Here is a 23,901-nt window from a genome sequence, read left to right as displayed (position 1 = left end):
CATTCAGTCGAAAAGGATGACAAGCCGTGCCTCAAATCAGCAGTAGAATCAACGCCCGCAGCGATGAATTCAGGGAAAAACAAGCCGCCATGTCCCACCTGGTGGCCGATGTCCAACAAAAACTCAACAAGATAGTCGAAGGCGGTGGCCCTGTGGCCATGGAGCGCCATCTGTCCCGCGGTAAACTGGCGCCGCGTACCCGGGTAGAGAAACTTCTGGATCCCGGCTCGCCATTTCTGGAACTGAGCCAGTTTGCCGCCTTCGAAGTCTATGACGAAGAAGTGCCCGCCGCCGGCATCATAGCCGGGATCGGCCGGGTCAGCGGAGTCGAGTGCATGATTATCGCCAACGACGCCACGGTCAAAGGTGGCACTTACTACCCGCTAACGGTGAAAAAACACCTGCGAGCTCAGGAGATTGCCGAACGCTGTCACCTGCCTTGCATCTATCTTGTGGACTCGGGCGGTGCCAACCTGCCGCGCCAGGATGAAGTGTTTCCGGACAGGGATCACTTCGGCCGCATCTTCTTCAATCAGGCCCGCATGTCCTCCAAAGGGATCCCGCAAATCGCCGTGGTCATGGGCCTGTGCACCGCAGGTGGCGCATATGTGCCGGCGATGGCGGATGAATCGATTATTGTCCGTGAACAGGGCACCATCTTTTTGGCCGGCCCGCCGCTGGTGAAAGCCGCCACAGGTGAAGAGGTCAGTGCCGAAGAGCTCGGCGGCGCCGAGGTACACACCAAGATAAGCGGTGTGGCCGATCATCTGGCGCAAAACGACGACCACGCGCTGGAGCTGGCCCGCAATGCCGTCTCCCGCCTCAATCACCAAAAACAGATTGCCCAGACACTGAGCCAGGTAAAGCCGCCCAAGTACGATATTCATGAGCTCTACGGCATAGTCGGCACCGACTTGAAAAAGCCCTTCGATGTCAAAGAAGTGATTGCCCGCATCGTCGATGACTCAGACTTCGACGAGTTCAAGGCCGGTTACGGTGCCACTCTGGTATGCGGTTTTGCCCGTATTCATGGCTACCCGGTTGGCATAGTGGCCAACAACGGCATTCTGTTTTCCGAGTCGGCGCAAAAAGGCGCTCACTTCATTGAGCTTTGCTGCCAGCGCAAGATCCCGCTGCTGTTTTTGCAAAACATTACCGGCTTTATGGTCGGCAAGAAATATGAGCATGAAGGCATAGCCAAACACGGCGCCAAGATGGTGACCGCAGTATCCTGCGCCACTGTGCCCAAGTTTACCGTGATCATTGGCGGCTCCTACGGCGCCGGTAACTACGGCATGTGCGGCCGCGCCTTTGAACCCACCATGATGTGGATGTGGCCCAACGCCCGCATCTCAGTCATGGGGGGCGAACAGGCCGCCGGAGTGCTGGCCACAGTGCGTAAAGACGGCCTGGCCCGCAAGGGGCAGACCATGAGCGCCGAGGAAGAAGCCGCCTTCAAGGCTCCGGTGATAGCCCAGTACGATAAAGAGGGGCACCCCTACCATGCCAGCGCCCGTTTGTGGGACGATGGCATTATCGACCCGGCCCAGACCCGTGATGTGGTTGGCCTGGCATTGTCGGCGGCGCTGAATGCGCCCATAGAGGACACACGTTTCGGCGTGTTCCGCATGTAATGGAGGCCGGTATGGATTATCAATATCTGACAGTAACCACCGACTCCCGCGGCGTTTCATCCCTGGTGATGAATCGCCCGCAGCTGGCCAACGCCTTCGATGAAGTGATGATTGCCGAGCTCATTGATGCGCTGGAGTCCCTGGCCCGGGATCCTGCCTGCCGGGTGCTGCTGCTGAAAGCCAACGGCAAACATTTCAGCGCCGGCGCCGACCTGAACTGGATGCGCAAACAGGCGGCGATGGACTTTGACGACAACCTCAAAGACGCCGCCGAGCTGGCACGGTTGATGGCCACTCTGGATCAATTCCCCAAGCCGTCATTGGCACTGGTGCAAGGCGCGGCCTTTGGCGGGGCGCTGGGGCTGGTGTGTTGCTGCGATATCGCCATAGCGACGCCCAAGGCCAGCTTTTGCCTGTCAGAGGTGAAGCTTGGCCTGATCCCGGCGGTTATCAGCCCCTATGTGCGCCGCGCCATGGGCGAGCGTCAGGCGAGACGCTATATGTTGACCGCTGAGCGTTTCGATGCCGAAGCCGCCAAGACTTTGCAACTGGTGCATCAGGTAGCAGACGATCTCGAGGCCGCCGCCGCGCCCCTTATCGAATCGCTGCTGGGCAACAGTCCACAGGCACTCAACTGGTGCAAACAGCTGATAAGCGATATCCGCCACGGACTGATAGATGCACAGACGCTGGCGCTCACCGGCGAGGCCATCGCCCGGATCCGGGTGTCTGCTGAAGGCCAGGAAGGGCTGAACGCCTTTTTCGAAAAACGCCCGTCGAGCTGGCAAGGCTCAAGTGACAATTCGGGCAACAACTCCAGTTGCAATCCAGGCAATAGCTCAAACCCGCCACAGCGCCGTGACTAAGGAAGGATGTAAGATGTTCAACAAGATTCTGATTGCCAACCGCGGCGAAATTGCCTGTCGCATCATACGTACCGCCAGGTCATTGGGAGTGCGCACTGTCGCACTGTTCTCGGATGCCGATCGCCATGCCGCCCACGTGGCTATGGCCGATGAAGCCTTTTATCTGGGGGGCTCGGCGCCGGCCGACTCCTACCTCAGGGGCGATGCCATTATCGATATCGCCAAGGCCTGTGGCGCCGAGGCGATCCACCCGGGTTATGGTTTTCTGTCGGAAAACGCCGGTTTTGCCGCTGCCTGTGAACGGGCCAATATCGCCTTTATCGGCCCCAAGGCCGACTCCATAGAAGCCATGGGCAGCAAGAGCGCCGCCAAACTCATCATGGGCCGCGCCGGAGTACCACTGGTGCCCGGCTATCACGGTGATGACCAGAGCGATGAAGTGCTGCTCAGTGAAGCCGAAAAAATCGGTTTCCCGCTGCTGATCAAGGCCGCCTTCGGTGGCGGCGGCAAGGGAATGCGGATTGTCCGCAGCCTGACGGAAGTCAAGTCGGCCATCGACTCGGCCCGCCGTGAAGCCGCCTCCAGTTTTGGCAATGACAAGCTGTTGATGGAGCGTTACCTGGAGCAGCCGCGCCATGTGGAGGTGCAGGTATTTGCCGACACCCAGGGCAATGCCATTTATCTGTCAGACAGGGACTGCTCGATTCAGCGCCGCCACCAGAAAGTGGTGGAAGAAGCGCCGGCCCCCGGCCTCAGCGACGCCCTGCGCCGCCGCATGGGTGAAGCCGCCGTGGCTGCCGCCCGCGCCATCGACTATGTGGGTGCAGGCACGGTCGAGTTTTTGCTGGATACCCATGCCACAGAGGAAGACGGCAGCTTCTTCTTTATGGAGATGAATACCCGTTTGCAGGTAGAGCATCCGGTTACCGAGCTGGTGACAGGGACAGATCTGGTGCACTGGCAGTTGCTGGTCGCCGCCGGAGAGCCTCTGCCCCTGACTCAGGAGCAAGTTGCCATTAAGGGCCATGCCTTTGAAGTGCGAATTTATGCCGAAGATCCGAATAACGACTTCCTGCCCGCCAGCGGCAAGCTCAACTTCCTGCGCGAGCCCAAGTCATCGCGCCATGTGCGTATCGACTCAGGGGTCCGTGAAGGCGATGAAATCTCCAACTTCTACGACCCCATGATAGCCAAGCTGATTGTCTGGGATGAATCACGCCCAAGAGCGCTGCAGCGCCTGCAAAGGGCTTTGGATGACTTCCAGCTCACCGGCCTGAAACACAATATCGGTTTCCTGGGAAAAATCGCCGCTCACCCGGCCTTTGCCAGCGCCGACTTCAGCACAGATTTTATTGAGCGCTATCAAGCACAGCTGCTGCCTCAAGCGAAAGACAGCACTCTGCCCTTGCCGCTGCTGGCCAAAGCCGCACTGTATGAAATGCTGTGGCGCAAACGCAACTCCCGGGCCAAACAGGCAAACAGTCAGGACCCTTCCTCGCCCTGGGGCAGCGCCAGTGGCTTTAGACTCAACAGCGCCAAGCGCCACGATATTGCCCTGATGGACGATGAACACCATATTCATCACCTGCAACTGACTGAGCTGGCCAAGGCCGATAGCTGGCAACTGACACTGGATGGTCAAACCCTGGTTATCGAAGGCGAGCTGAGCACAGATGAGGCCGGTGGTGACACGCTTCGCTGTGTGGTCGATGGGCATATCAGCAGCCAGCGAATCAGCCGCCAGGGCATGGACTTTACCCTGCTTGGCCGCTCCGGTGAGCTTAGCGCCTGCCATTTCCGCGCCATTCAGAATGAGCTGGAAGAGGAGCAGGCCAACCACGCCGATCTGCTCAAGGCGCCGATGAACGGCACCATAGTCACCCATCTGGTGGCTGTAGGCGACAGCGTTAAGGCCGGCCAGGGGCTGATGGTGATGGAAGCGATGAAGATGGAATACACCATAGCCGCGCCTTTCGATGGCACTGTGAGTGAGTTTTTCTTCCAGCCCGGCGAACTGGTCAGCGATGGCGCCCAGTTGCTGGAGCTCAGCGAACAACTCAAGGAGGCTTAAAATGCTGCCTCCCAAGGTAAGCCTGTTTGAAGTGGGCCCAAGAGACGGCCTGCAAAATGAAACCTCGGTCAGCACTCAGGCCAAGATAGCCCTGGTTGAAGCCCTGGCCGATGCCGGGGTGAAGCGCATCGAAGCCGCCAGCTTTGTATCGCCCAAGTGGGTACCGCAAATGGCAGACTCGGGCGAGGTGCTGCGCGGCATTTCACGCCGCACCGGCGTCTGCTACAGCGCCCTGACTCCCAATCTCAAGGGCCTGGAGTTGGCGCTGGATGCCGGCGCCGATGAAGTGGCGGTATTTGCCGCCGCCTCCGAAGGCTTCAGCCAGAAGAACATCAACTGCTCCATCGAAGAGTCCATCGCCCGCTTCGAGCCCCTGCTGAGCCGGGCCAAGGAGCAAGGCGTTCGGGTTCGCGGCTATGTTTCCTGCGTACTGGGTTGCCCCTATGATGGTGAAATCGCCCCGGCAGAAGTGGCTCGGGTCGCCGACATTCTGCATCAATTGGGCTGCTATGAAATATCCCTCGGCGACACCATAGGCGTAGGTACACCGCTCAAGGCCCGCAAAATGCTGGAAACCGTGGCCGAGCGCGTACCGGTAGAGCGCTTGGCGCTACACTTCCATGATACCTATGGCCAGGCGCTGGCCAACATTCTCGCCTGCCTGGAAACCGGCGTCAGTGTAATAGATACCTCGGTCGCCGGACTCGGTGGCTGCCCCTATGCCAAAGGCGCATCCGGTAATCTGGCCAGTGAAGATCTTGTCTATATGCTGCATGGTATGGGTATAGACACAGGCATAGATCTCAACAAACTGGCCCGGGCCGGACGGCAGATAAGCCAGCAGCTTGGCCGACAAACCAGTTCAAAAGTAGCCAGAGCCCTAGGAGCTTAAGGCTTCCAGGTGGCACAACTGATAAGCAGTATAACGACAGATAATAAACAGCAAGGACATCACTATGGCAGGACTCAATAAAGTCGTCGGCAGCTACGACGAAGCGCTCGCAGGTCTCACCAATGATATGACAGTCATGGTGGGAGGTTTTGGCCTTTGCGGCATTCCCGAAGGCCTTATCAATCAAATGGTCAAGCTGGGCGTCAGCGGCCTGACCGCCATCTCCAATAACGCCGGGGTGGACGACTTCGGACTGGGGCTGCTGCTGCAACATAAGCAGATAAGCACAATGATCGCCTCCTATGTGGGTGAAAACGCCACCTTTGAGCGGCAGATGCTCAGCGGCGAACTCAATGTAATCCTTACCCCACAAGGCACTCTGGCGGAGAAGATCCGCGCCGGCGGCGCCGGGATCCCCGCCTTCTTTACCGCCACCGGCTACGGCACCCCGGTGGCCGAGGGCAAAGAGACCCGCGAAATCAATGGCCGCCACTATGTGCTGGAAGAGGCACTGACCGCCGACTTCGCGCTGATCCGCGCCTGGAAGGCCGATACCATGGGTAACCTGGTATTTCGCAAGACAGCCGCCAACTTCAACCCCATGATGGCCACCGCCGGCAAGATAACAGTGGTGGAAGTGGAAGAGATAGTCGAGCCGGGTGAGCTGGACCCGGATCATATCCACACCCCGGGCATCTATGTGGATCGCGTCATCAAGGGTGTGTTCGAGAAGCGTATCGAACAGCGCACAGTCAAACAGGCATAAGGGCAGGAGAGCAAAATGGCACTTTCAAGAGAACAACTGGCCCAACGCGTCGCCAAGGAACTCAAAGACGGTTACTACGTCAACCTGGGGATAGGTATCCCGACTCTGGTGGCCAACTATATCCCCGAGGGCATGCAGGTAATGCTGCAATCGGAAAACGGCCTCTTGGGCATGGGTGAATTCCCCACCGAAGACACTATAGATCCGGATCTGATCAACGCCGGCAAGCAAACCGTTACCGCCGTCAAGGGCGCGTCTTTCTTCTCCAGCGCCGAGAGCTTCGCCATGATCCGTGGTGGGCATGTGGATCTCACGGTACTGGGCGCGTTCGAGGTGGATGTCGAAGGCTCTATCGCCTCATGGATGATCCCCGGCAAGCTGGTTAAAGGCATGGGCGGCGCCATGGACTTGGTGGCCGGCGCCGACAATATCATAGTCACCATGATGCACGCCGACAAACACGGTAACTCCAAACTGCTGAGCAAATGCGAGTTACCGCTCACGGGTTACGGCTGCATCAAGCGGGTACTGACAGACCTGGCCTTTATCGAAATCAAGGACGGCGCCTTCCACCTGCTGGAGCGGGCGCCTGGTGTGAGTGTCGAGGAGATAGTTGCCAAAACCGCCGGCAAGCTTATCGTCCCGGAACATGTGCCAGAGATGGCACTGTAAATCAGACCGGTGGCTCCCACAGAGAAGTGATATCCCAAACACCCGCCGTTGCGGGTGTTTTTGTATTCAGTCAACAGGGACAATTCCCCCCACCAACACTTGCAGGGCTTCCGGCGGTGGATTTTCTCATTACCTGCCGCAAATTTTCGCACAGGCACATCTGTGACGCGGCGCGAGTTGCATAGCTAGTTGCATAGCAAAGTGCATAGCAAGGTGCTTTCGAGCGCAAACCAAGGAGGGGAAGCTGGCTCATTATCCCTCAAGGCTCTGCCTCGGCCATACACTTCCCTGAGTATGAGCCAGTTCGGCGTCCATGCCTCTCGTTCGTAGCCAACGCAATGCGTTACTCTCCATGCTCCGGAAGGTCAAAGTTCCAGCTGCGCTTAGAAAATAAATGCACTAACTGAGTCTTATAGGTTCACTGTTCTGTCCCACCAGCATCCACAGTTTTTATATCCTCTTGTATTCCCCTCTTGTATCCCCCTCTTGTATACACAGTGGCTATCCATTAACCTGAAACGGCATTGGCAATGGATGGCTTGACGCCAGTCAAGAGCGGCTAACGCTTTTATACTTTAGAGCTTGGATGCTACGACTAAGGCTCAATTCTATGCCTGTGACATCAGGCAGCTGCATGCGACAGGGAATGTCGGGCTCTCTCCCCTCTTAGTGAAACCCCAAAATACTGCCCAGCCGATGTTGCAAAGCCCCTTAGTCCGGCGCCGCTCGTATCCAACAAGGATATAGGGTAAAAAACAATCATAATTTGGAGACTCAATTTGGCCACCAAAGTACTGCTTCTTCTTGCCTGCCTGGCGGCATCAAGTATTGCCCAAGTTCATGCAGCCGCCACAGAAACTGCCGCTTTAAGCACAGAGAGTACAAAGAGTGCACTGCAACAACTCAGTGCCAAGAGTAAGCTGCAAACCCAGGTAATGGTGCTTGGCAGCCTGCACCTGAGCAATATCAAACAGCAATTGGACAGCCGCTCTCTATCCTCCATCCTTGAGCCACTCTCCCGTTACCAGCCTACGGCCATAGCAGTAGAGTCACTGCGGCCACAGGATATCGCCACCATGATCAACGGCTCAGGCGAGTATCAGACTGTGTTGGATCATTTTGTGGGACAAAGATTTCTGGCGCTGGCGATAAAGGAGCAGCAGGAGTTGCGACTCTCGGCGCAAAAGGCGCTTGAGAGTCTGGAGCCCTTATTGGACGAGACCAGCCTTGAACCTGTGCAGCGAGCAAGGCTCATCAAGTTGGCCGTTGCCGCCTATCACAAAGAGATAGCCCTGCTGCACTGGCATTATTTGGACAAAACCGCGGCAAGCCCAACGATTTCCACCGAGTTGCAGCACTATCTGGAGCAACTTGCCGCGAGCAATAACGAGAAAAACACCCTTGGCAACAACCTGGCCATGGCACTGAAGCTCAAGCGCATTTATCCGATAGATGATCATCTGGATAAAGATCTCTACCGCCCCATCGAAGCGCGGCTGCTGGAGTCTTACAATCAGTCGCCTCATGCCGCCGCTCTGGCCAAAAGCGACTATATCAACAAGCCACAAAGGCTAAAGACAGAGGCGCTTGAGACAGGTAATTGGTTGCCGCTCTTTTCCTGGCTAAACAGCCAGGAGTACCAGAGGGCTGTCATTGACCAGGAGTGGAGCCTGTTTATCGATAAAGATTTAACCCAGGATGCGGCGCTCTCCCGGGTTGCCCTTTGGGAGATACGTAATCTCAACATGAGCTCCCACATCATGCGCGTGGTGGCTGCTAACCCTGGAGGCCGGGTGCTGGTGATAGTCGGTGCCAGTCACAAGGTGTTTCTGGAGCAGTATTTGGCCAATATGTTGGGGGTTAAACTAATCCAACCACAGCAGTATTTTGCCGCCCCAAAGACATCAAAGGGGCAATCACCACAGCACTTGTTCTCAGATAAAGAACATGAACAGTCCATAACACACGATCAATAAAGCATCGCCCATGAAACATAGCTCACGAAATAGAAACAGCGGCAAAGGGTCATCAACTGCGCGCAGCAAGACCCACTCCGGTTGGCTTGTTGGCCTGCTCATGGGGCAACTGGCCGCTCTGGTGTTTGCCGTGCCGACCGCGGCGCTGCTTTGGTTGGCAACCAATAAACATTTGGCCCTGTGGAGCAACGGCCAAGCCTTAATCGGCAGCCAGGGTTGGTGGCTGACACTGGCAGTATTTGCCCTGACGGCGCTGTTACTGCCGCGACTTTTCCCGAGTCTGCTAGGGAAAATTTGGCAGTTCTTGATAAAGTTAGAAAATGGATTTTGATGGAAAACACATACTAAGGAAGGTCAATGAATAAACCGTTTATTCGCCGTTTGGCACTATTATGTTTGCCCTTATTTTCCCTCTGCCTGGCGCCTGCGGCATTGGCCGAAGTAGATGAGCTTTTTAAGCAGTATCTGCAAGGCCATTATCAGCTGGTTGGCAAAGCCATTGACTCAGATGCCAGCTACACCGGCAAGATGAGCATTTATGAGCAGGGCGGCGAACTTAAAGTGCGCCGGGAGATAGAAGGCTTAAGCATTCAAGGGAATGCGGCCATAGAGCCAGTGCTGAACGGCGATGCCAAGGTGCTTAGGATCCGCTTTCAGCAACAAGAGCGGGATATTGAAGCCAGCTGCCTGTGGCGCGGCGATCTGGATAACTATGCCCGCATCAGCTGCTACCTGTATCATCCGGGGCAAGACACAGAAAACCCAGGATTGGAAGCACTGTTTCACTTGAGACAGGACTAACAGCCAGGATTAGCAACCTGGCTTGCCATCACGCGTTCTAACTCTCTTTTGCCATCAAACAGGGAAGTCACTATGAATCGTAAACTCATCACTTTACTCAGCAGCGCCTTAATGCTGGTTATCGGCACTACGGCGCAGGCCTGCACCCGCGCAGTCTATCACGGCGAACAGCAGTTGGTGATCACCGCCCGCTCCATGGACTGGCGCGACGAGATCCCGGCAAGCCTGTGGCTGTTTCCTCGCGGCATGCAGCGTCATGGAGCGGTCGGCGACAACTCTGTCACCTGGACCTCACGCTACGGCAGCCTGATCACCAGCGCCTTTGATATCTCCAGCACCGACGGCATGAACGAGAAGGGCCTGGTGGCCAATCTGTTATGGCTGGCAGAGTCGAGCTATCCCGAATATCAGGGTAAACGAAAAGGCTTGTCGGTCGCCGCCTGGGTGCAATATGTGCTGGATAACTTTGCCACAGTCGCCGAAACGGTTGAGGCTCTGAGAGCCGAGCCTTTTGTGGTGGTTTCCGCCAATATTCCCGGTACCCAACGCTTTGCCACCCTGCATCTGTCGATTTCCGATGCAGCAGGTGACAGCGCCATATTCGAGTACATAGACGGCAAGCTGGTGATCCATCACGACCCGAAGTACCGGGTCATGACCAACTCTCCCATCTTCGAGCAGCAACTGGCACTGAACCAGTATTGGCAGCAGATTGGCGGCTTTACCATGTTACCGGGAACCAACCGCGCCGCCGACAGGTTTGTCAGGGCCTCTTTCTATATGGATGCCATTCCCAAGACTGCCAATACCCGGGTGGCGGTTGCCGGCGCCTTCAGCGTCATTCGTAACGCCTCAGTGCCTTTCGGCATAGCTTCCGAGACTGAGCCGAATATCTCTTCGACCCGTTGGCGCTCGGTCTCGGATCATAAAAATCGCGTGTATTACTTTGAAACCGCCTTGACCCCCAACACCTTCTGGGTTGATATGAAGGGCATCGACTTTGGCAAACTGCAAGAGGTGAAAAAGCTGACCATTGACAACAGCAGCCTCTACTCAGGCAATGCGCTGCAAGACTTTGTCACGGCCAAGCCCTTTACATTCGCTGGGCTTTAGTCTCTAAACAGGCTGGGAGCCTAGGCTCCCGTCTGCCTTGTCCAACCTGCTATACAGAATAAAGGACTCAAGCTGTTCAGCCCGGCTTAAGGCTGATAGCCGATACTGTGACCTCTAAGCACCTTTGCAGGAGTCCAGTGAATGAAGCAGTCCAACACCTTAGGCAAAACACATTTCTCCGCCAGAAAAACCACACTCTGGATGTTTTCGGCCCTGGCCCTTGGCACTCTTTCCGGCTGCGGCTGGTTTGCCGCAGATGAAAAGGCGCAACTGGAGCAACAGTGGCTCGCCAAAGATCAAGAGTTGCAACAAGCCATTGAGCAGATCCGCTCTCAAGGTCTGGAGGCCATCAATCGCAGCGCCGAGGTCAGCTCGGTAACTGCTTGCGTCGCCGAAAAGCTCAGCCAGGATCCGCTTGGTGAGCTGATCCAGGTCGATGGCGTATTGGCTGAGTCCGCCAGGGTCAGTGACCTACTCGGCCAAATTCAGCAGCTATTAGAGCAGGGCTTCAGCTTTGAAAACGCAGCCGCACTGCTGAATAAGGGCGCAGATCTCGCCGTCTATGTCAGCACACTTATCGAATCCCAGGGAATAGACAAGGCTTTGGCAGATGTCGAACAGCAGCTGAAAAACGGTACTGACAGTAATAATCAGCAGCTCGGTGGTCATCTGCAATCCCTGTTGAATGAATGCCGCCAATCCAATCTCAAAAGCAACTGATAGCGTTCCGACAAGCTCCCAGATAAGACGGAGTTATCCATCACTGCGATTCCTTCATGGATAAACCGCTTATCTCGGCTCTCTTCATTCCCCTCGCGCCGGGAGCTTGGTGCTGACGTTGTTTAAATAAGCTTCAAATAAGCTCTGCAAGCACGGCTACCGACCAAACATCCTGGTGGCTCAAACTCGAAAACACCTGCCATATTCACCAATAATCACTCAAAAACCAGACAATTAAACCATAGCTTTAAATATTGGCTGTGATAGAGTCATACAGAGCAAGGATTCAAGTCTGAGTGTAATGGAGGCCATATGAGCACAGTAGTTCCACGTACAGTCACTTCCCCCAAAAAGTTCATCATAGGTAAAGGCCTGCTGGCGCAGATGCACGAATATGTGTCTGACTTTGGCGATAACGCTTTTATTATCGCCGATGAGTTTATTCTCGGCAGGATTGAGGATGAAGCCCAAACAGAGCTGAAACTGCAGGGGATAACCAGTCGAGTCGAGCGCTTCAACTATGAATGCTGCGAAGCCGAGATCCAGCGCCTTGCCTCCCTGGCAGAGCAAGCCAATACCAAGGTCATTGTGGGTGTCGGCGGCGGTAAGACCTTGGATACTGCCAAAGCTGTCGCCTTCTACCGCAAGCTGCCGGTCATCCTGTATCCCACCCTAGCCTCAACCGATGCCCCTTGTACGGCATTATCTGTGATATACACCGAAACGGGTGAATTTGAGCGCTATCTATTCCTGCCACAGAATCCGGATGCCGTAATTGCCGACACCAGCATTATCGCCGCCGCGCCGGCACGTTTCTTTGCCGCCGGTATCGGCGATGCTCTGGCCACCTACTTTGAAGCCAGGGCCTGTTATCAGGCCGATGGTGTCAACCTGGTGCTGAAAAAGCCCTCACGCACCGGCCTTGGTCTGGCAGAGCTGTGTTATCAATTGCTCAGTGAAAACGTTGCCGCCGCCATGGATGCGGTCAACAACCAAATAGTCACCCCGGCGCTGGAGCAGACCATAGAGGCAACCATCTATTTAAGCGGTGTCGGCGCCGAAGCCGGTGGCCTGGCGGCAGCGCACGCGGTCAACAACGGTATGTCGGCCGTTGCCGAGTTGCATGGTGCCCAGCATGGCGAGAAGGTGGTCTTTGGCCTCTTGACCCAACTGGTGCTGGAAAACGCCCCACAGAACGAAATCGACAATGTCATCCGCATCATTAAAACCGCAGGCTTGCCGCTGACTCTGGCGGATATGGGACTGAAGCACTTCCGTGAGGAGGAATGGCGCAAGGTTGCCGAAATAGCCTGCGCCGAAGGCGATACCATGGGCAATATGCCGATGGCTGTCAATGCCGATGACGTCTATCAGGCGATGATCGCCGCCAACGCCATGGCAGAGCGCTATCGTTAACCTAATAAATAGTCACAGTAACTAAATGAAAACCATCTCAAAAGAGGTGGTTTTCGAGCCGTTTTGATCAGTTTAAACACTCAAGCTGCTATCCAACTACGGCGACAACAATCTTCATCCGGATGCGACAGTCACGCTATGAACCATGAGTTTGGTGCCGCATCAGAGAGAAAGAACCCCAATACCCGATGTCAGTACTTGGCATCAATACCCTATAATCTGCAACGCCGGGAGAAACACATGGCATATGCAACAATTAATCCCTTCACGGGAGAACTCATCAAAGAATTTCCCAACGCCACCGATGCCCAAGTCACCGAGGCGATTGAATCGGCCCATCAGGCCTTTTTGAGTTGGCGCAATACCTCTTTTGCCGACAAGGCTGAAATACTCAATCGCGCTGCGGCCCTGCTCAGAGACAGCAAACGCCGTTACGCCGAGCTGCTGACTCTGGAGATGGGTAAGATCATAGGTGAAGCCGAGGCTGAAGTGGAGCTGTCGGCGCAGATCCTCGAATACTATGCCCAGCATGCCGAGAGACTGCTGGCACCGCAGAAACTGCCTGTGGCCGATCCCGCCGAAGGGGAAGCACTGCTGGTCAACGAACCTCTTGGGGTCTTGCTGGCCATCGAACCCTGGAACTTCCCCTATTACCAGATAGCCAGGATCTTGGCACCACAGCTTTCAGCCGGTAATACCCTGCTGCTGAAACACGCCTCCAATGTGCCTCAGTGCGCCGCCGCTTTCGAGAACCTGATGCGGGATGCCGGACTGCCGCAGGGTGCCTTCCAGAACCTGTATGCCACTCGGGATCAAGTCGAGCAGATCATCAACTCTCCCAAGGTACATGGCGTGGCCCTGACCGGCTCTGAAGGTGCAGGCGCCATTATTGCCTCTCAGGCCGGTAAGGCACTGAAAAAATCCACTCTGGAACTGGGCGGCTCTGACGCCTTTATCGTGCTGGAAGATGCCGAGCTTGAGAAAACCATAGATTGGGCGGTATTTGGCCGTCACTGGAACGCCGGTCAGGTATGTGTTTCATCCAAACGGATGATCCTGGTGGAAGCCATCTATGACAAGTTTATGGAAGGCTATACCCAAGGCGTCGCCGCGCTTAAAGCCGGTGATCCTATGGATCCGAATACGACTCTGGCACCCCTGTCTTCCCAGGGTGCTGCCGATGAAGTGAAACAAAAAATTCGTGAAGCGGTTGAGCATGGCGCCACGGCTACCGAAGTCGGCCCCAAAGTACCGGAGCAAGGCGCTTTTGTACAGCCAACCATACTCACCAATGTGACCCCGGACAACCCGGCTTACTATTGGGAGTTCTTCGGCCCTGTCTCAATGATCCTCAAGGCCAAGGATGAACAGGAAGCGATTGCCATTGCCAACGACTCGCCCTTCGGCCTCGGTGGCTCTGTGTTCACCGCCGATGAGCAACGCGGTCTGGCGGTAGCCAAGCAAGTCTCTACCGGGATGATGTTTGTTAACCACCCCACCATGGTTAAGGCCGATCTGCCCTTTGGCGGCATCCGCCGCTCCGGCTATGGTCGTGAGTTGATAGACCTCGGATTGAAAGAGTTCGTTAACCACAAGCTGATCAACGTGGTGGATATTAACGCCCCCTTCTGATCGCGCTTGAAGCATACTTGATTAGATTAAGACCCGGCCACCTGGCCGGGTCTTTTATCGCCACAATCAAATCGACTGGCAAACTGACAGGTTTCGGCACAAAGCACAGAACGCGGCAGCGCCAAAAGCGGAATAGCCAATGGTATGCCCCTTGTATTCAGTACCTTGCCCATGTCATCTTAACCGATACCTAATACTCAAAACCGCGTAATTCATGTCCGGACTGGAAAAGAAACTGCCGCCCCTGGCGCTCTTGTTGCTGTTTGCGCTACTGCTGCAGCTAACATCCTATTACTTGCCCTCTTCAAACCTGCATCCGACCTTTAGTTTGGGGCTCGCTGTTTCTCTGTTGACTGCTGGGCTGGTTATTCCTTTGGCCGGAGTGCTTAGCTTTAAACGCCATGGCACCACGCCGGATCCCAGAGTGCCCGAACAGAGTTCAGCCTTGGTCACCTCAGGTATTTACCGCTGGTCACGCAACCCCATGTACCTGGGGTTTGTGCTCTTGCTGCTGGCACAAGCCGTCTTTCTCAACTGCCTCTGGTTACTGATTTTAATCGTCCTGTTCACTGCCTACTTGCAACGCTTTCAGATCCGTCCAGAGGAGCGGGCAATGCAGCAACTCTTTGGTGACAGCTACCACTCGTATTGTCAGAGAGTCAGGCGCTGGATTTAACCTCTCATCAGACTGCGGGAACGGGCAGCGCGCGACTGGGGTAAAAAGACACCAGAACACCACAAGTTGTGACCTGCTTCACAGGCATATTATCCACCGTTAATTCAGGCTCCCAGTTTGCATCTTTAGCTCGTCCCCGAGACACTATCGCCGCGCATCTCTGTCATAATTGCCGCTGACTGTCAACCATATGCTTTTTGAGACACAGCCATGCCCCTGTTTGCCAAAGCCTCAGGCTTCGCCGATTTTATCTATCGCCACTCCCGTATCGTGCACACTGCCAAGTTGGCCTTGGCGCTATTTATTGCCGCCGCCATCAACGCCATCTGGTCTTTGCCTCACTTTGTCTGGAGCATGGTCACCATAGTGATCATCATGATGGGCCTGCCACAGGTGGGCGGCGCTATCGAAAAATCGTTGCAGCGGGCTGTAGGCACCTGCCTGGGCTCGGCTTACGGAGTCTCTTTGGTGATCTTGATGAACGGCTATTGGGATCTGATGGGGTTGCTGATCCTCGGAGTCAGCATAGTCTGTTATCTCAACGCCGGTCGTTACAGCTATGCCTATCTGGTGGCGGGATTCACCATGATCATAGTGATAGGTGACGCCAACCACGACACCTCGGAAGCCCTGTGGCGCACCGCCAATATTCTTATCGGTTGCGTGATTGCCGTGCTGGTATCCCTGTTTGTATTGCCAATCAAGGCCAAACAGGACTGGCGGGCCCAACTGGCTAATTCATTGCAAATCATGACCCAAGTGCTGGAACAACATCTCAATGCCGGCCAGGAAGAACCGCAAAATGCCCGTAAGTCACTGGAGACGGCAATGAAGGCGGTGCTGGCACAGAAAAAACTGCTGTTTTCACTGGAATGGGAGAGCCAGACTTTGAAAAAAGAGGCCCAGACTCTAACCGAATTGGCCAACAAACAGATAAGAGTGATCACCCTATTGGAGCTACTACTGCTCACCCGCTGGAAGGCCGAAGAGGATGCGGCTTACGCCAGAGTCAAACAGGTGGCCAGCGGGCTACAGCGAGAGTTCGCCTATCTGGCGGACTATGTGGCCGGTAACACAGCCGACTGCCCCAAACTCCCCCTGGGACTTGGTTATCAATTGCAGCAACAGCTACTTAAGCAACTGCCATCTGAGCCGAGCGATGACTCGCCGGAAGCGGCCCATCAAGACTTTGCGCTCAGCGGTTATAGCTGGCTTATCTATCAACTGGCCCAGGCACTGCTGGCCATTCATGGCGAGCTGGCCAGCCTGGATCTGGCCTATAAGCGCAAAGCATCTTCCCAACGCCAGTTGGATATTCCCGATTAACCCGTCAATTGCCGGGCGTTACAGTCGCAACAGATCCTGCTGATGAAAATGGAGCACCACCTCGGGGTCGAGCTTGAGTGCCAGATCCAGGATATGGCTGATGCTGATGGGTGCCTCGCCCATCTGACTTAAGCTGTTGTAATAACCGAGTAAGGGTAAGGCCCAGTCGCGGCGCCTTTCTATCAGCTGCTGGTACAACAGGGCCGCCTCTTGGTATTGTTTCTGCTCATAGCTCAGCATGGCTTTGAGATAGACAAGCTGCAAGTAAGCTCGGCCCTGACGCTTTAATCCCTTGTCGAGCTGCGCCAGAGCCTCATCGGATCGTCCCAACGCCCGCAAGCTGACAACCTGATAGAACTGCAACTTATCCAGATAGTCATACTGTCTCGCGGCGCGTTGATAACTCTTGAGCGCCGCCTCATGCTGGCCCATTTGTGCCAGGATATTGCCTTTGAGCATCTGGCCATCGGCCCAAAGCTGAGGCTTGTTATTGAGATAGCGGTTTATCTGCTCCAGCGCTGCCGGATAGTCCCGGGTTTCATAGAGTGTCCTGGCAATATCCAACCTGAGATCCCGCTCCGATCCCAAAGCCTCGGCTTTGCGGTAATCGGCCAGTGCGCCGCTATAGTCCGGACGCAGGCGCTGGGAATAAGCAGACAGCACCTGAGCCTTGGCCGCCGCGCGGAAAAAATACAGCTCAGGGTCCTTGGACAGCGCGGACTCGGCCTTGTCATAGGCCGCCACCGCCTTGGGATAATTGGGGAGATTGCTGAAGTAATAAAGCTGCCCAAGCAAAAATGCCAGCCGCCCGGAATTTGGGGAATTTGCCATGGCCGCATCCAACCTGGGCGCCGCCTCTGCCATCTTCCTTTCAAAAATAAGTTTTTGAATCACTTTAATTTCTGAGGCGGGAACGGCATTATCTGCGATGGCCTGCAATGGCAAAACTGAGCCCAGCAACAACAACAAACCCGGTAACCGCTTTCTGGATATACGGTTTCCAGCTGGGGAAATAGACGACATAAGCTTCCTTTCTTTATCTTTTTCTGTATCGCTTTATCTATATCTTTGGCTGTTCGCCTGGACTTTTACTATTGAACTTGCCTCTTTGGGCTTGCAAACGCGACGCCTCACATCAGTCCCAAATCAGTTCGCGGTAGTGCTTACGACAAACAGATTCATAACTCTCATTGCCGCCTATCGCCACCTGCTCACCTTCGCGCACCGGGTTACCCGCCCCATCACGACGGATCACCATATTGGCCTTGCGACCACAGTGACAGATGGTTTTCAACTCTACCAGCTTGTCGGCCCAGGCCAACAGGTACTGACTGCCGACAAACAGCTCGCCCTGGAAATCGGTACGCAAACCGTAACAGAGCACGGGAATATCCAGGATGTCGACCACATAGGCCAATTGCTTGACCTGCTCTTTACTGAGGAACTGGGACTCATCAAACAGCACACAGTGCAGAGGCTGACGCTCATGTTCGGCGCGGATCATCTCCAGCAGATTGTCATCATGGGCAAAAATACGTGCATCAGATTCGATACCGATCCTGGAAGCGACCTTTCCCACTCCAAAACGGTCATCTATCGCCGGGGTCATCACCAGGGTGTGCATGCCGCGCTCGCGATAGTTATAGGATGATTGCAGTAAAGAAGTGGATTTTCCGGCATTCATCGCCGAATAGTAGAAATAAAGTTGCGCCAAAACGGCTCTCCCCTGAGAAAAATTCCGGCCGCAATTTTACACTTTTTACCACATAAATACAGAATGCATGCCCCATGCGGCCAAACTTGGGCAATGATTCAGTATTTACTGAATCTGCTCATTAAAATCAATTTGTTACACTTCTATCTCAATAAGCCTCTGGCATATAAACATCAGGATTATGTAGGCTATAACCATCAAATTCAGCCACTTTTAAGCAACAAGTGCTAAGTTGCGCTAAAAAACTCATAACTAAAGATGGAAGTCATATCAATGCGAAAATCTCTTCTGGCGCTGGCCGTTGGCGCCACTCTGGCTATTTCGGGCTGCAGCACCCACACACCTCAAGACACCAATCTGGCAAATGCTGAAGCCACCCAAAACAACCCGCTCTTTGCCAAGAGCACCTTGCAATATCAGGCTCCTGATTTTCGCCTGATCAAAGATGAGCACTTTAAGCCTGCACTGGAAGCCGGTATTGCCGAGCACTACCAGGAAGTGTTGGCCATTGCCAACAACCCAGAGAAACCCACTTTTGCCAACACTATCGTGGCGTTGGAAAAGTCCGGTGAATTGCTAAACCGCGCCTCAAGCGTCTTCTATAACCTGACCAGCTCCAACTCCAACCCTGAACTGCGTAAAATTCAGGGTGAAATGGCGCCCAAGATGGCGGCCCATTCAGACAACGTCAATCTCAACCCAGAGCTGTTTGCCCGCATCGACAGCCTCTACTCTCAGCGTCAGCAACTGGGCCTGAGCAGCGAGGAAGTGCGCCTTATTGAGGTGTACCACCAACGCTTTGTGCTCGCCGGCGCCAAGCTGACCGAGAACGAAAAAGCCCAGATCCGCGCCTTGAACGAAGAGCAGTCCAAGCTGGTGAACGAATTCCAGCAACGACTGATGCGGATGAACAAAGAGATTGCCGTAACTGTGGCTAACGTTGCTCAATTGGAGGGTCTGTCCGACTCGGCCATTCGCAATGCCGCGGCCGATGCCAAGGCCGCCGGTCTCGATGGCCAATACCTTATCAGCATCACCAACACCACTCGCCAGCCTGTGCTGACGCAGCTGAAAAACCGAGAGCTGAGAAAGCAGATCTGGGAAGCCTCGGCCTACCGCGGTCTTGAAGGTGAAAATGAAACCGCCTCTCTGGTGGCTCGTCTGGCGCAGCTGCGCGCCGAGCGTGCCGCCCTGCTGGGCTTTGATAACTGGGCCAGTTACCGTCTGAGCCCACAAATGGCCAAGACGCCCGAGGCCGTCTATGAGATGTTCGGCTCCATGGTGCCGGCCGTTGTCGCCAACACCCAGAAAGAAGCCGCCGATATCCAGGCTATGATCGACAAGACAGGTGGCAATTTCCAGCTCAAGCCTTGGGACTGGGCCTTCTACGCCGAGCTGGTGCGCCAGGAGAAGTATGATCTGGATGAGGCCAGCCTCAAGCCTTACTTTGAATTCAATCGAGTGTTGGAAGACGGTGTCTTCTTTACCCTCAACCAACTCTATGGGGTGACCTTCAAGCCTCGGCCGGATCTGCCGGTTTATCACCCAGATGTCAAAGCCTGGGAAATGTTTGATGCCGATGGCAGCAGCATGGCCATCTTCTACGGCGACTATTTCGCACGTGAAGGCAAGCGCGGCGGTGCCTGGATGAGCTCTTTCGTCAACCAGAACCTGCTCAAGGGTGAAAAGCCTGTGGTGGTCAATGTAATGAACATCAAGAAGGCGCCGGAAGGCGAAGCCACCTTCGTCAGCTATGATGAAGTAACCACCATGTTCCACGAGCTGGGCCATGGCACTCATGGTATGTTCTCCAAGGTGACTTACCCTAGCCTGTCCGGTACTGCAGTATCCCGTGACTTTGTCGAATTCCCATCCACCTTCGAAGAGGACTGGGCCGGTCATCCACAAGTGTTGGCCAACTACGCCAAGCATTACCAAACCGGTGAACCTTTACCCAAGGCGATGCTGGACAAGTTGCTGAAGTCCCGCAGCTTCAACCAGGGCTTCGACACCCTGGAGTATATGGCCGCCGCCCTGGTAGACATGGAATGGCATTCGCTGGACAAGGATGCACCGCTGCAGAATGTGGCCGAATTTGAAGCCAAGGCGCTTGAAAAACACGGCCTGAACATTGAAGCCGTGCCACCACGTTACAAGTCGACCTACTTTGCCCATGCCTTCCCGGGTGGCTACAGCGCCAGCTACTACGCCTATATGTGGAGCGAAATCCTCGCGGCCGATGCCTTTGCCTATGTGCAGAGCCAAGGCGGCCTCAAGCGGGATATCGGCATGAAGTATCGCAAGACTATCCGCGAAGTGGGTAACAGCGTGCCCCCTATGGAAGCCTACAAGAACTTCCGCGGCCAGGAGCCGACAACCGATGCCCTACTCAAGCGTCGCGGTCTGCTCTGATAAGTGAGCGCTAAAAACCGTTAACAGCCAATAGCCTGGAGATGCAAAATTGCAGCCCCAAGGCTTAAATCAAAAACACCTGGGTCTTTCGCTCAGGTGTTTTTTATTGCGCCATGTTCAAGTCACTGTACTGCTTTCGGCCTCACGAATACAGTTGCGACCCGCATCCTTGGCAGCATAAAGCGCTGTGTCGGCAGCGTGAAATAATGCTCCCGGCTCACTCCCCGCTGGGGCGCAGGCCAAGCCTATGCTGACGGTCACCTTGAATGCCTGCCCCTGATAGACCAGGGCTAGGGCCTCTATTTTTCGCCGCAGGCGCTTGGCGAGCCCCTTAGCCTGCTCGGCATCCATTGAAGTCAGTAGAATCGCAAACTCCTCACCACCATAGCGAGCGGCTATTCCTCCCTGAGTCTCGGCGCGAATGATCCGCCCCACTTCCGCTAGGCACAGATCCCCGGCCCGGTGGCCAAAGCTGTCATTGATTTGTTTAAAATGATCCAAATCCAACAATAACAAGGCCCGAGGTTGCCGACTGTCGAGTCTATCCAGCTGTTCAATGAAGCTGCGCTGATTGTAGAGTCCGGTAAGAGAATCCGTTCGACTGAGATGCTCAAGCTGCTCGGAGTAATCTTTGAGTTGCAACCTAGCTGTCAGTTGCCGCCAATACTCCCTATGATGCAGTCGACAAAAACGAAAGGTTGGATACACAGATACCATCAACAAGCCACCGGCCAGAATATCATGCGCCTGGCCCTGCAACGTCATGGCGAGCCCTAAAGGCAGGGGAAAACAGAGCAGGAATAGCCTGAGCTGACGTAGATCAATGGAGAGAGAAATACTGATAAAGGCGTAGAGTACGCCACAGATCATCAAGCTAGGCTCTCTAAGTGCGGTAAATTGCTCCCCATTGAGGATAAGCGCCATAAGCACCGACCAACTGAGGGCATTGAGCACCAAGCCAAGACTCAGTCCCCAATCGCGGCTTTCAAAGGGATAGCTGGCTCCACTCGTCTCATCGCAATTCACGCTGGATGAAGCGCGGCGCACATAGAGCCAAACTCCCAAGGCTCGGATCACCGCCGCCGATAGCAATAAGAGTGCACCTTTAACCATCTCACCCCAGACTATGGGTTGCGGCAACAACGCATTAAAGGGCATCAAGAGCAACAGCCAACAAAACAGATAGACAAAGGCGCCGGCAGCCATACGCCAGCTTAAATCATGGAGGAATGCCTGCCTGGCCTCCAACTGATATTTCACGGGGATATCCAAGGCTGACATACACCTCCAACTCAAGCGATTTACTGAATTATAGGCAATAAAAAACGCTGCCTCGGCAGCGTTTTTCAGTTGGCGGATTAGGCCGCACTATTCTTGGGCTGCTGCCACTTGAGCCACACCAGAGCCAACAGGAACAGTATGCAGCTACAGGCAAGCCCGAGCCATACCGACTCGGTAAAGCCGAGTACTATATAGCCGCCGAGGGAAATAACTGCTACCAAGACCGCATAGGGCAACTGAGTCAGCACATGGTCGATATGATGGCAACTGGCACCTGTGGATGACAGAATCGTGGTGTCCGATATCGGCGAGCAGTGATCGCCAAACACAGCACCGGAAAGCACGGCGGCCAGCATAGGCAACATCATACTGCTGTGGCTGCCCATGGCCATATCGGCAGCAATCGGCAACATGATCCCGAAAGTGCCCCAGCTGGTGCCGGTAGAAAAGGCGGTAAGCCCTGCCAAAATAAATAACACGGCCGGCAGCAAGGCAAAGGGAATATTGCCACTGGCGAGACTGGCCATAAACTTGCCGGTTTCCAGTGAGCCAATGATCCCGGCTATGGTCCAGGCAAACATCAGAATATAGATGGCCGGCAACATAGAGCGGGCACCCGAGGTGAGCGCCTTGAGGATCATCTTGGCTTCAATCTTCTGGATAAAGGCCAGCAGCAGCGTTACCACCAGTCCGATGGAAGCGCCAAAAAACAGGGACGAGCCCACATCGGTTTTCTCAAAGGCGCCTATAATGCTGAAAGGCAGGCTTTCTGCCGCCAGGGCATCGGCGCCGCTGGAAACCATAAAGTAGAAGGTCGCCACCACCAAGACACCTATGGGCAGGAACAAGCCGTGCACCTGACCGGTTTCCGCCTCGGGCAGATCGGCATTGGCGCCGGGCGGCAGTCCCTTGGACTCATCATAGAGATTGCCTTTACGGGCGTTGAGCTCGTGTTTGCGCATGGCGCCAATATCCAGCTCCATATAGGCCACACACAGCAAGAGCGCCAGAGCAAATAAGGCATAGAAGTTCATCGGGATCATCTGCACGAAAGCACTCAGATGCCCTATTTCAGTAAAACCATGAGCCGTGAGAATACCGCCGATAAGGGCAATAATATAGGCGCCCCAGCTGGACACCGGCGAGATAACGCACACGGGCGCCGCGGTAGAATCCAAAAGATACGCCAGTTTGGAGCGGGAGATATAATATCTGTCGGTCAGCGGTCTAGCGATACTGCCCACCACCAGGCTGTTGAAGTAGTCATCGATAAACACCACACAACCGAGAAACATGGTTAGCAGCTTGGCATCACGACGATTGCGGATATGCTGTCTGGCCCAGTTGGCAAAGGCTCTGGCCGAGCCACTGACGGTGATCAGTGCCGTGATCATCCCCAGCAGCACCAGGAACCCCAGAATATACAGGTTCCAGGCATTAAAAGCGCCATCATCCCAAACCAGGGAAAGCACCCTTTGCCCCAGATAAACCCCGGTATCCAACACCGACCATTGATTGAGCAACAAGGCTCCGATCAGTATTCCTAACCCCAGCGATAACAACACCCGCCGGGTGAAGATCGCCAATAAAATTGCCACAACCGGCGGCAACAAAGAGAGTGCCGAGTCGGCATAACTTAGTACTGTCATTGAGTCTTGTTCTTCGTTAAATACGAATGGAGGGCAACTGAACTGGTGGGAAAAGGCAATAACATACCGAGTAGCACCTGTCCTTTCAGTAGCGCTCCATAGTAACGTCAATCTGTCATCCCGACAGAATATACTATGGCAGTGCTGCCCCTATTTGGTAACAGCCCCAGCGGTGGACCTTGATGAGTCGCAACCACTTCGGCACCAAATCCTTTCGCGATACATAAACGGAATCACCCTGCTTACCGCTACTGATATTTAGTGCGCCTCTACTTCTCAGGACG

The 23,901-nt window shown here is 54.8% G+C and carries 20 protein-coding genes and 1 riboswitch; of the genes, 16 read left to right on the top strand and 4 right to left on the bottom strand.

Going from position 1 to position 23,901, the window contains the following annotated elements:
* Nucleotides 1-26: 26 nt before the first annotated feature.
* The 15 genes from K5621_RS06855 (at nt 27) to K5621_RS06785 (ending at nt 16,561) form a co-directional block, all read left to right on the top strand.
* The gene (locus tag K5621_RS06855) at nt 27-1,634 is read left to right on the top strand and encodes a carboxyl transferase domain-containing protein (protein ID WP_025009397.1); all 1,608 of its coding nucleotides are present in this window, start codon (nt 27-29) and stop codon (nt 1,632-1,634) included.
* Nucleotides 1,635-1,645: 11 nt separating this feature from the next.
* On the top strand, nt 1,646-2,500 hold the full coding sequence (locus K5621_RS06850) for an enoyl-CoA hydratase-related protein (protein ID WP_245003144.1): 855 nt from the start codon (nt 1,646-1,648) through the stop codon (nt 2,498-2,500).
* Between the two features lie 13 nt (nt 2,501-2,513).
* A complete protein-coding gene (locus tag K5621_RS06845; RefSeq protein ID WP_221050770.1) occupies nt 2,514-4,571 on the top strand; it encodes an acetyl/propionyl/methylcrotonyl-CoA carboxylase subunit alpha in 2,058 nt (685 codons plus the stop codon).
* Between the two features lies 1 nt (nt 4,572).
* Complete coding sequence (locus K5621_RS06840; protein WP_221050769.1) at nt 4,573-5,463, top strand: hydroxymethylglutaryl-CoA lyase; 891 nt, start codon at nt 4,573-4,575, stop codon at nt 5,461-5,463.
* 64 nt (nt 5,464-5,527) lie between these two features.
* Nucleotides 5,528-6,229, top strand: coding sequence for a CoA transferase subunit A (locus K5621_RS06835; protein ID WP_071476287.1), 702 nt, complete (start codon nt 5,528-5,530; stop codon nt 6,227-6,229).
* 15 nt (nt 6,230-6,244) lie between these two features.
* Complete coding sequence (locus K5621_RS06830; RefSeq protein ID WP_025009400.1) at nt 6,245-6,901, top strand: CoA transferase subunit B; 657 nt, start codon at nt 6,245-6,247, stop codon at nt 6,899-6,901.
* Nucleotides 6,902-7,680: 779 nt separating this feature from the next.
* Nucleotides 7,681-8,877 carry a DUF5694 domain-containing protein gene (locus tag K5621_RS06825; RefSeq protein ID WP_221050768.1) on the top strand — a complete coding sequence of 399 codons (1,197 nt, stop codon included), beginning with the start codon at nt 7,681-7,683 and terminating at the stop codon, nt 8,875-8,877.
* 10 nt (nt 8,878-8,887) lie between these two features.
* The gene (locus tag K5621_RS06820) at nt 8,888-9,208 is read left to right on the top strand and encodes a hypothetical protein (protein WP_245003143.1); all 321 of its coding nucleotides are present in this window, start codon (nt 8,888-8,890) and stop codon (nt 9,206-9,208) included.
* A 26-nt stretch (nt 9,209-9,234) separates the two neighbouring features.
* Nucleotides 9,235-9,678 carry a hypothetical protein gene (locus K5621_RS06815; protein WP_221050767.1) on the top strand — a complete coding sequence of 148 codons (444 nt, stop codon included), beginning with the start codon at nt 9,235-9,237 and terminating at the stop codon, nt 9,676-9,678.
* A 72-nt stretch (nt 9,679-9,750) separates the two neighbouring features.
* Nucleotides 9,751-10,791 carry a linear amide C-N hydrolase gene (locus K5621_RS06810; protein ID WP_100142858.1) on the top strand — a complete coding sequence of 347 codons (1,041 nt, stop codon included), beginning with the start codon at nt 9,751-9,753 and terminating at the stop codon, nt 10,789-10,791.
* Between the two features lie 141 nt (nt 10,792-10,932).
* Nucleotides 10,933-11,511, top strand: a complete 579-nt coding sequence (locus tag K5621_RS06805) for a hypothetical protein (protein ID WP_308419682.1) — start codon at nt 10,933-10,935, stop codon at nt 11,509-11,511.
* A gap of 312 nt (nt 11,512-11,823) precedes the next feature.
* Nucleotides 11,824-12,927 (top strand): glycerol dehydrogenase, encoded by a 1,104-nt coding sequence (locus K5621_RS06800; RefSeq protein ID WP_221050766.1) that lies wholly within the window; start codon nt 11,824-11,826, stop codon nt 12,925-12,927.
* A 240-nt stretch (nt 12,928-13,167) separates the two neighbouring features.
* Complete coding sequence (locus K5621_RS06795) at nt 13,168-14,559, top strand: NAD-dependent succinate-semialdehyde dehydrogenase (RefSeq protein WP_221050765.1); 1,392 nt, start codon at nt 13,168-13,170, stop codon at nt 14,557-14,559.
* 214 nt (nt 14,560-14,773) lie between these two features.
* Nucleotides 14,774-15,235: a methyltransferase family protein gene (locus K5621_RS06790; protein ID WP_221050764.1), complete on the top strand. Its 462-nt coding sequence runs from the start codon at nt 14,774-14,776 to the stop codon at nt 15,233-15,235.
* A 210-nt stretch (nt 15,236-15,445) separates the two neighbouring features.
* Complete coding sequence (locus tag K5621_RS06785) at nt 15,446-16,561, top strand: FUSC family protein (RefSeq protein ID WP_221050763.1); 1,116 nt, start codon at nt 15,446-15,448, stop codon at nt 16,559-16,561.
* An 18-nt stretch (nt 16,562-16,579) separates the two neighbouring features.
* Here the strand turns inward: K5621_RS06785 and K5621_RS06780 are convergent, their stop codons facing one another.
* Nucleotides 16,580-17,425 carry a tetratricopeptide repeat protein gene (locus K5621_RS06780; protein WP_280638586.1) on the bottom strand — a complete coding sequence of 282 codons (846 nt, stop codon included), beginning with the start codon at nt 17,423-17,425 and terminating at the stop codon, nt 16,580-16,582.
* Between the two features lie 271 nt (nt 17,426-17,696).
* Nucleotides 17,697-18,275, bottom strand: a complete 579-nt coding sequence (locus tag K5621_RS06775; protein ID WP_100142852.1) for a thymidine kinase — start codon at nt 18,273-18,275, stop codon at nt 17,697-17,699.
* A 273-nt stretch (nt 18,276-18,548) separates the two neighbouring features.
* Between K5621_RS06775 and K5621_RS06770 the strand changes: the two genes are divergently transcribed.
* The gene (locus K5621_RS06770) at nt 18,549-20,687 is read left to right on the top strand and encodes a M3 family metallopeptidase (protein WP_221050761.1); all 2,139 of its coding nucleotides are present in this window, start codon (nt 18,549-18,551) and stop codon (nt 20,685-20,687) included.
* A 117-nt stretch (nt 20,688-20,804) separates the two neighbouring features.
* On the opposite strand, the gene K5621_RS06765 is transcribed toward K5621_RS06770, so the two are convergent.
* Nucleotides 20,805-21,968 (bottom strand): GGDEF domain-containing protein, encoded by a 1,164-nt coding sequence (locus K5621_RS06765; protein WP_221050760.1) that lies wholly within the window; start codon nt 21,966-21,968, stop codon nt 20,805-20,807.
* A gap of 77 nt (nt 21,969-22,045) precedes the next feature.
* On the bottom strand, nt 22,046-23,617 hold the full coding sequence (locus K5621_RS06760; RefSeq protein ID WP_221050759.1) for a Na+/H+ antiporter NhaC family protein: 1,572 nt from the start codon (nt 23,615-23,617) through the stop codon (nt 22,046-22,048).
* Nucleotides 23,618-23,698: 81 nt separating this feature from the next.
* A riboswitch (Lysine riboswitch) is annotated at nt 23,699-23,897 on the bottom strand.
* Between the last annotated feature and the right edge of the window lie 4 nt (nt 23,898-23,901).

It is taken from the genome of Shewanella carassii, from assembly GCF_019670705.1.
In the GTDB taxonomy this organism is placed as follows: domain Bacteria; phylum Pseudomonadota; class Gammaproteobacteria; order Enterobacterales; family Shewanellaceae; genus Shewanella; species Shewanella carassii.
This window is presented reverse-complemented; position numbering and strand designations above follow the sequence as displayed.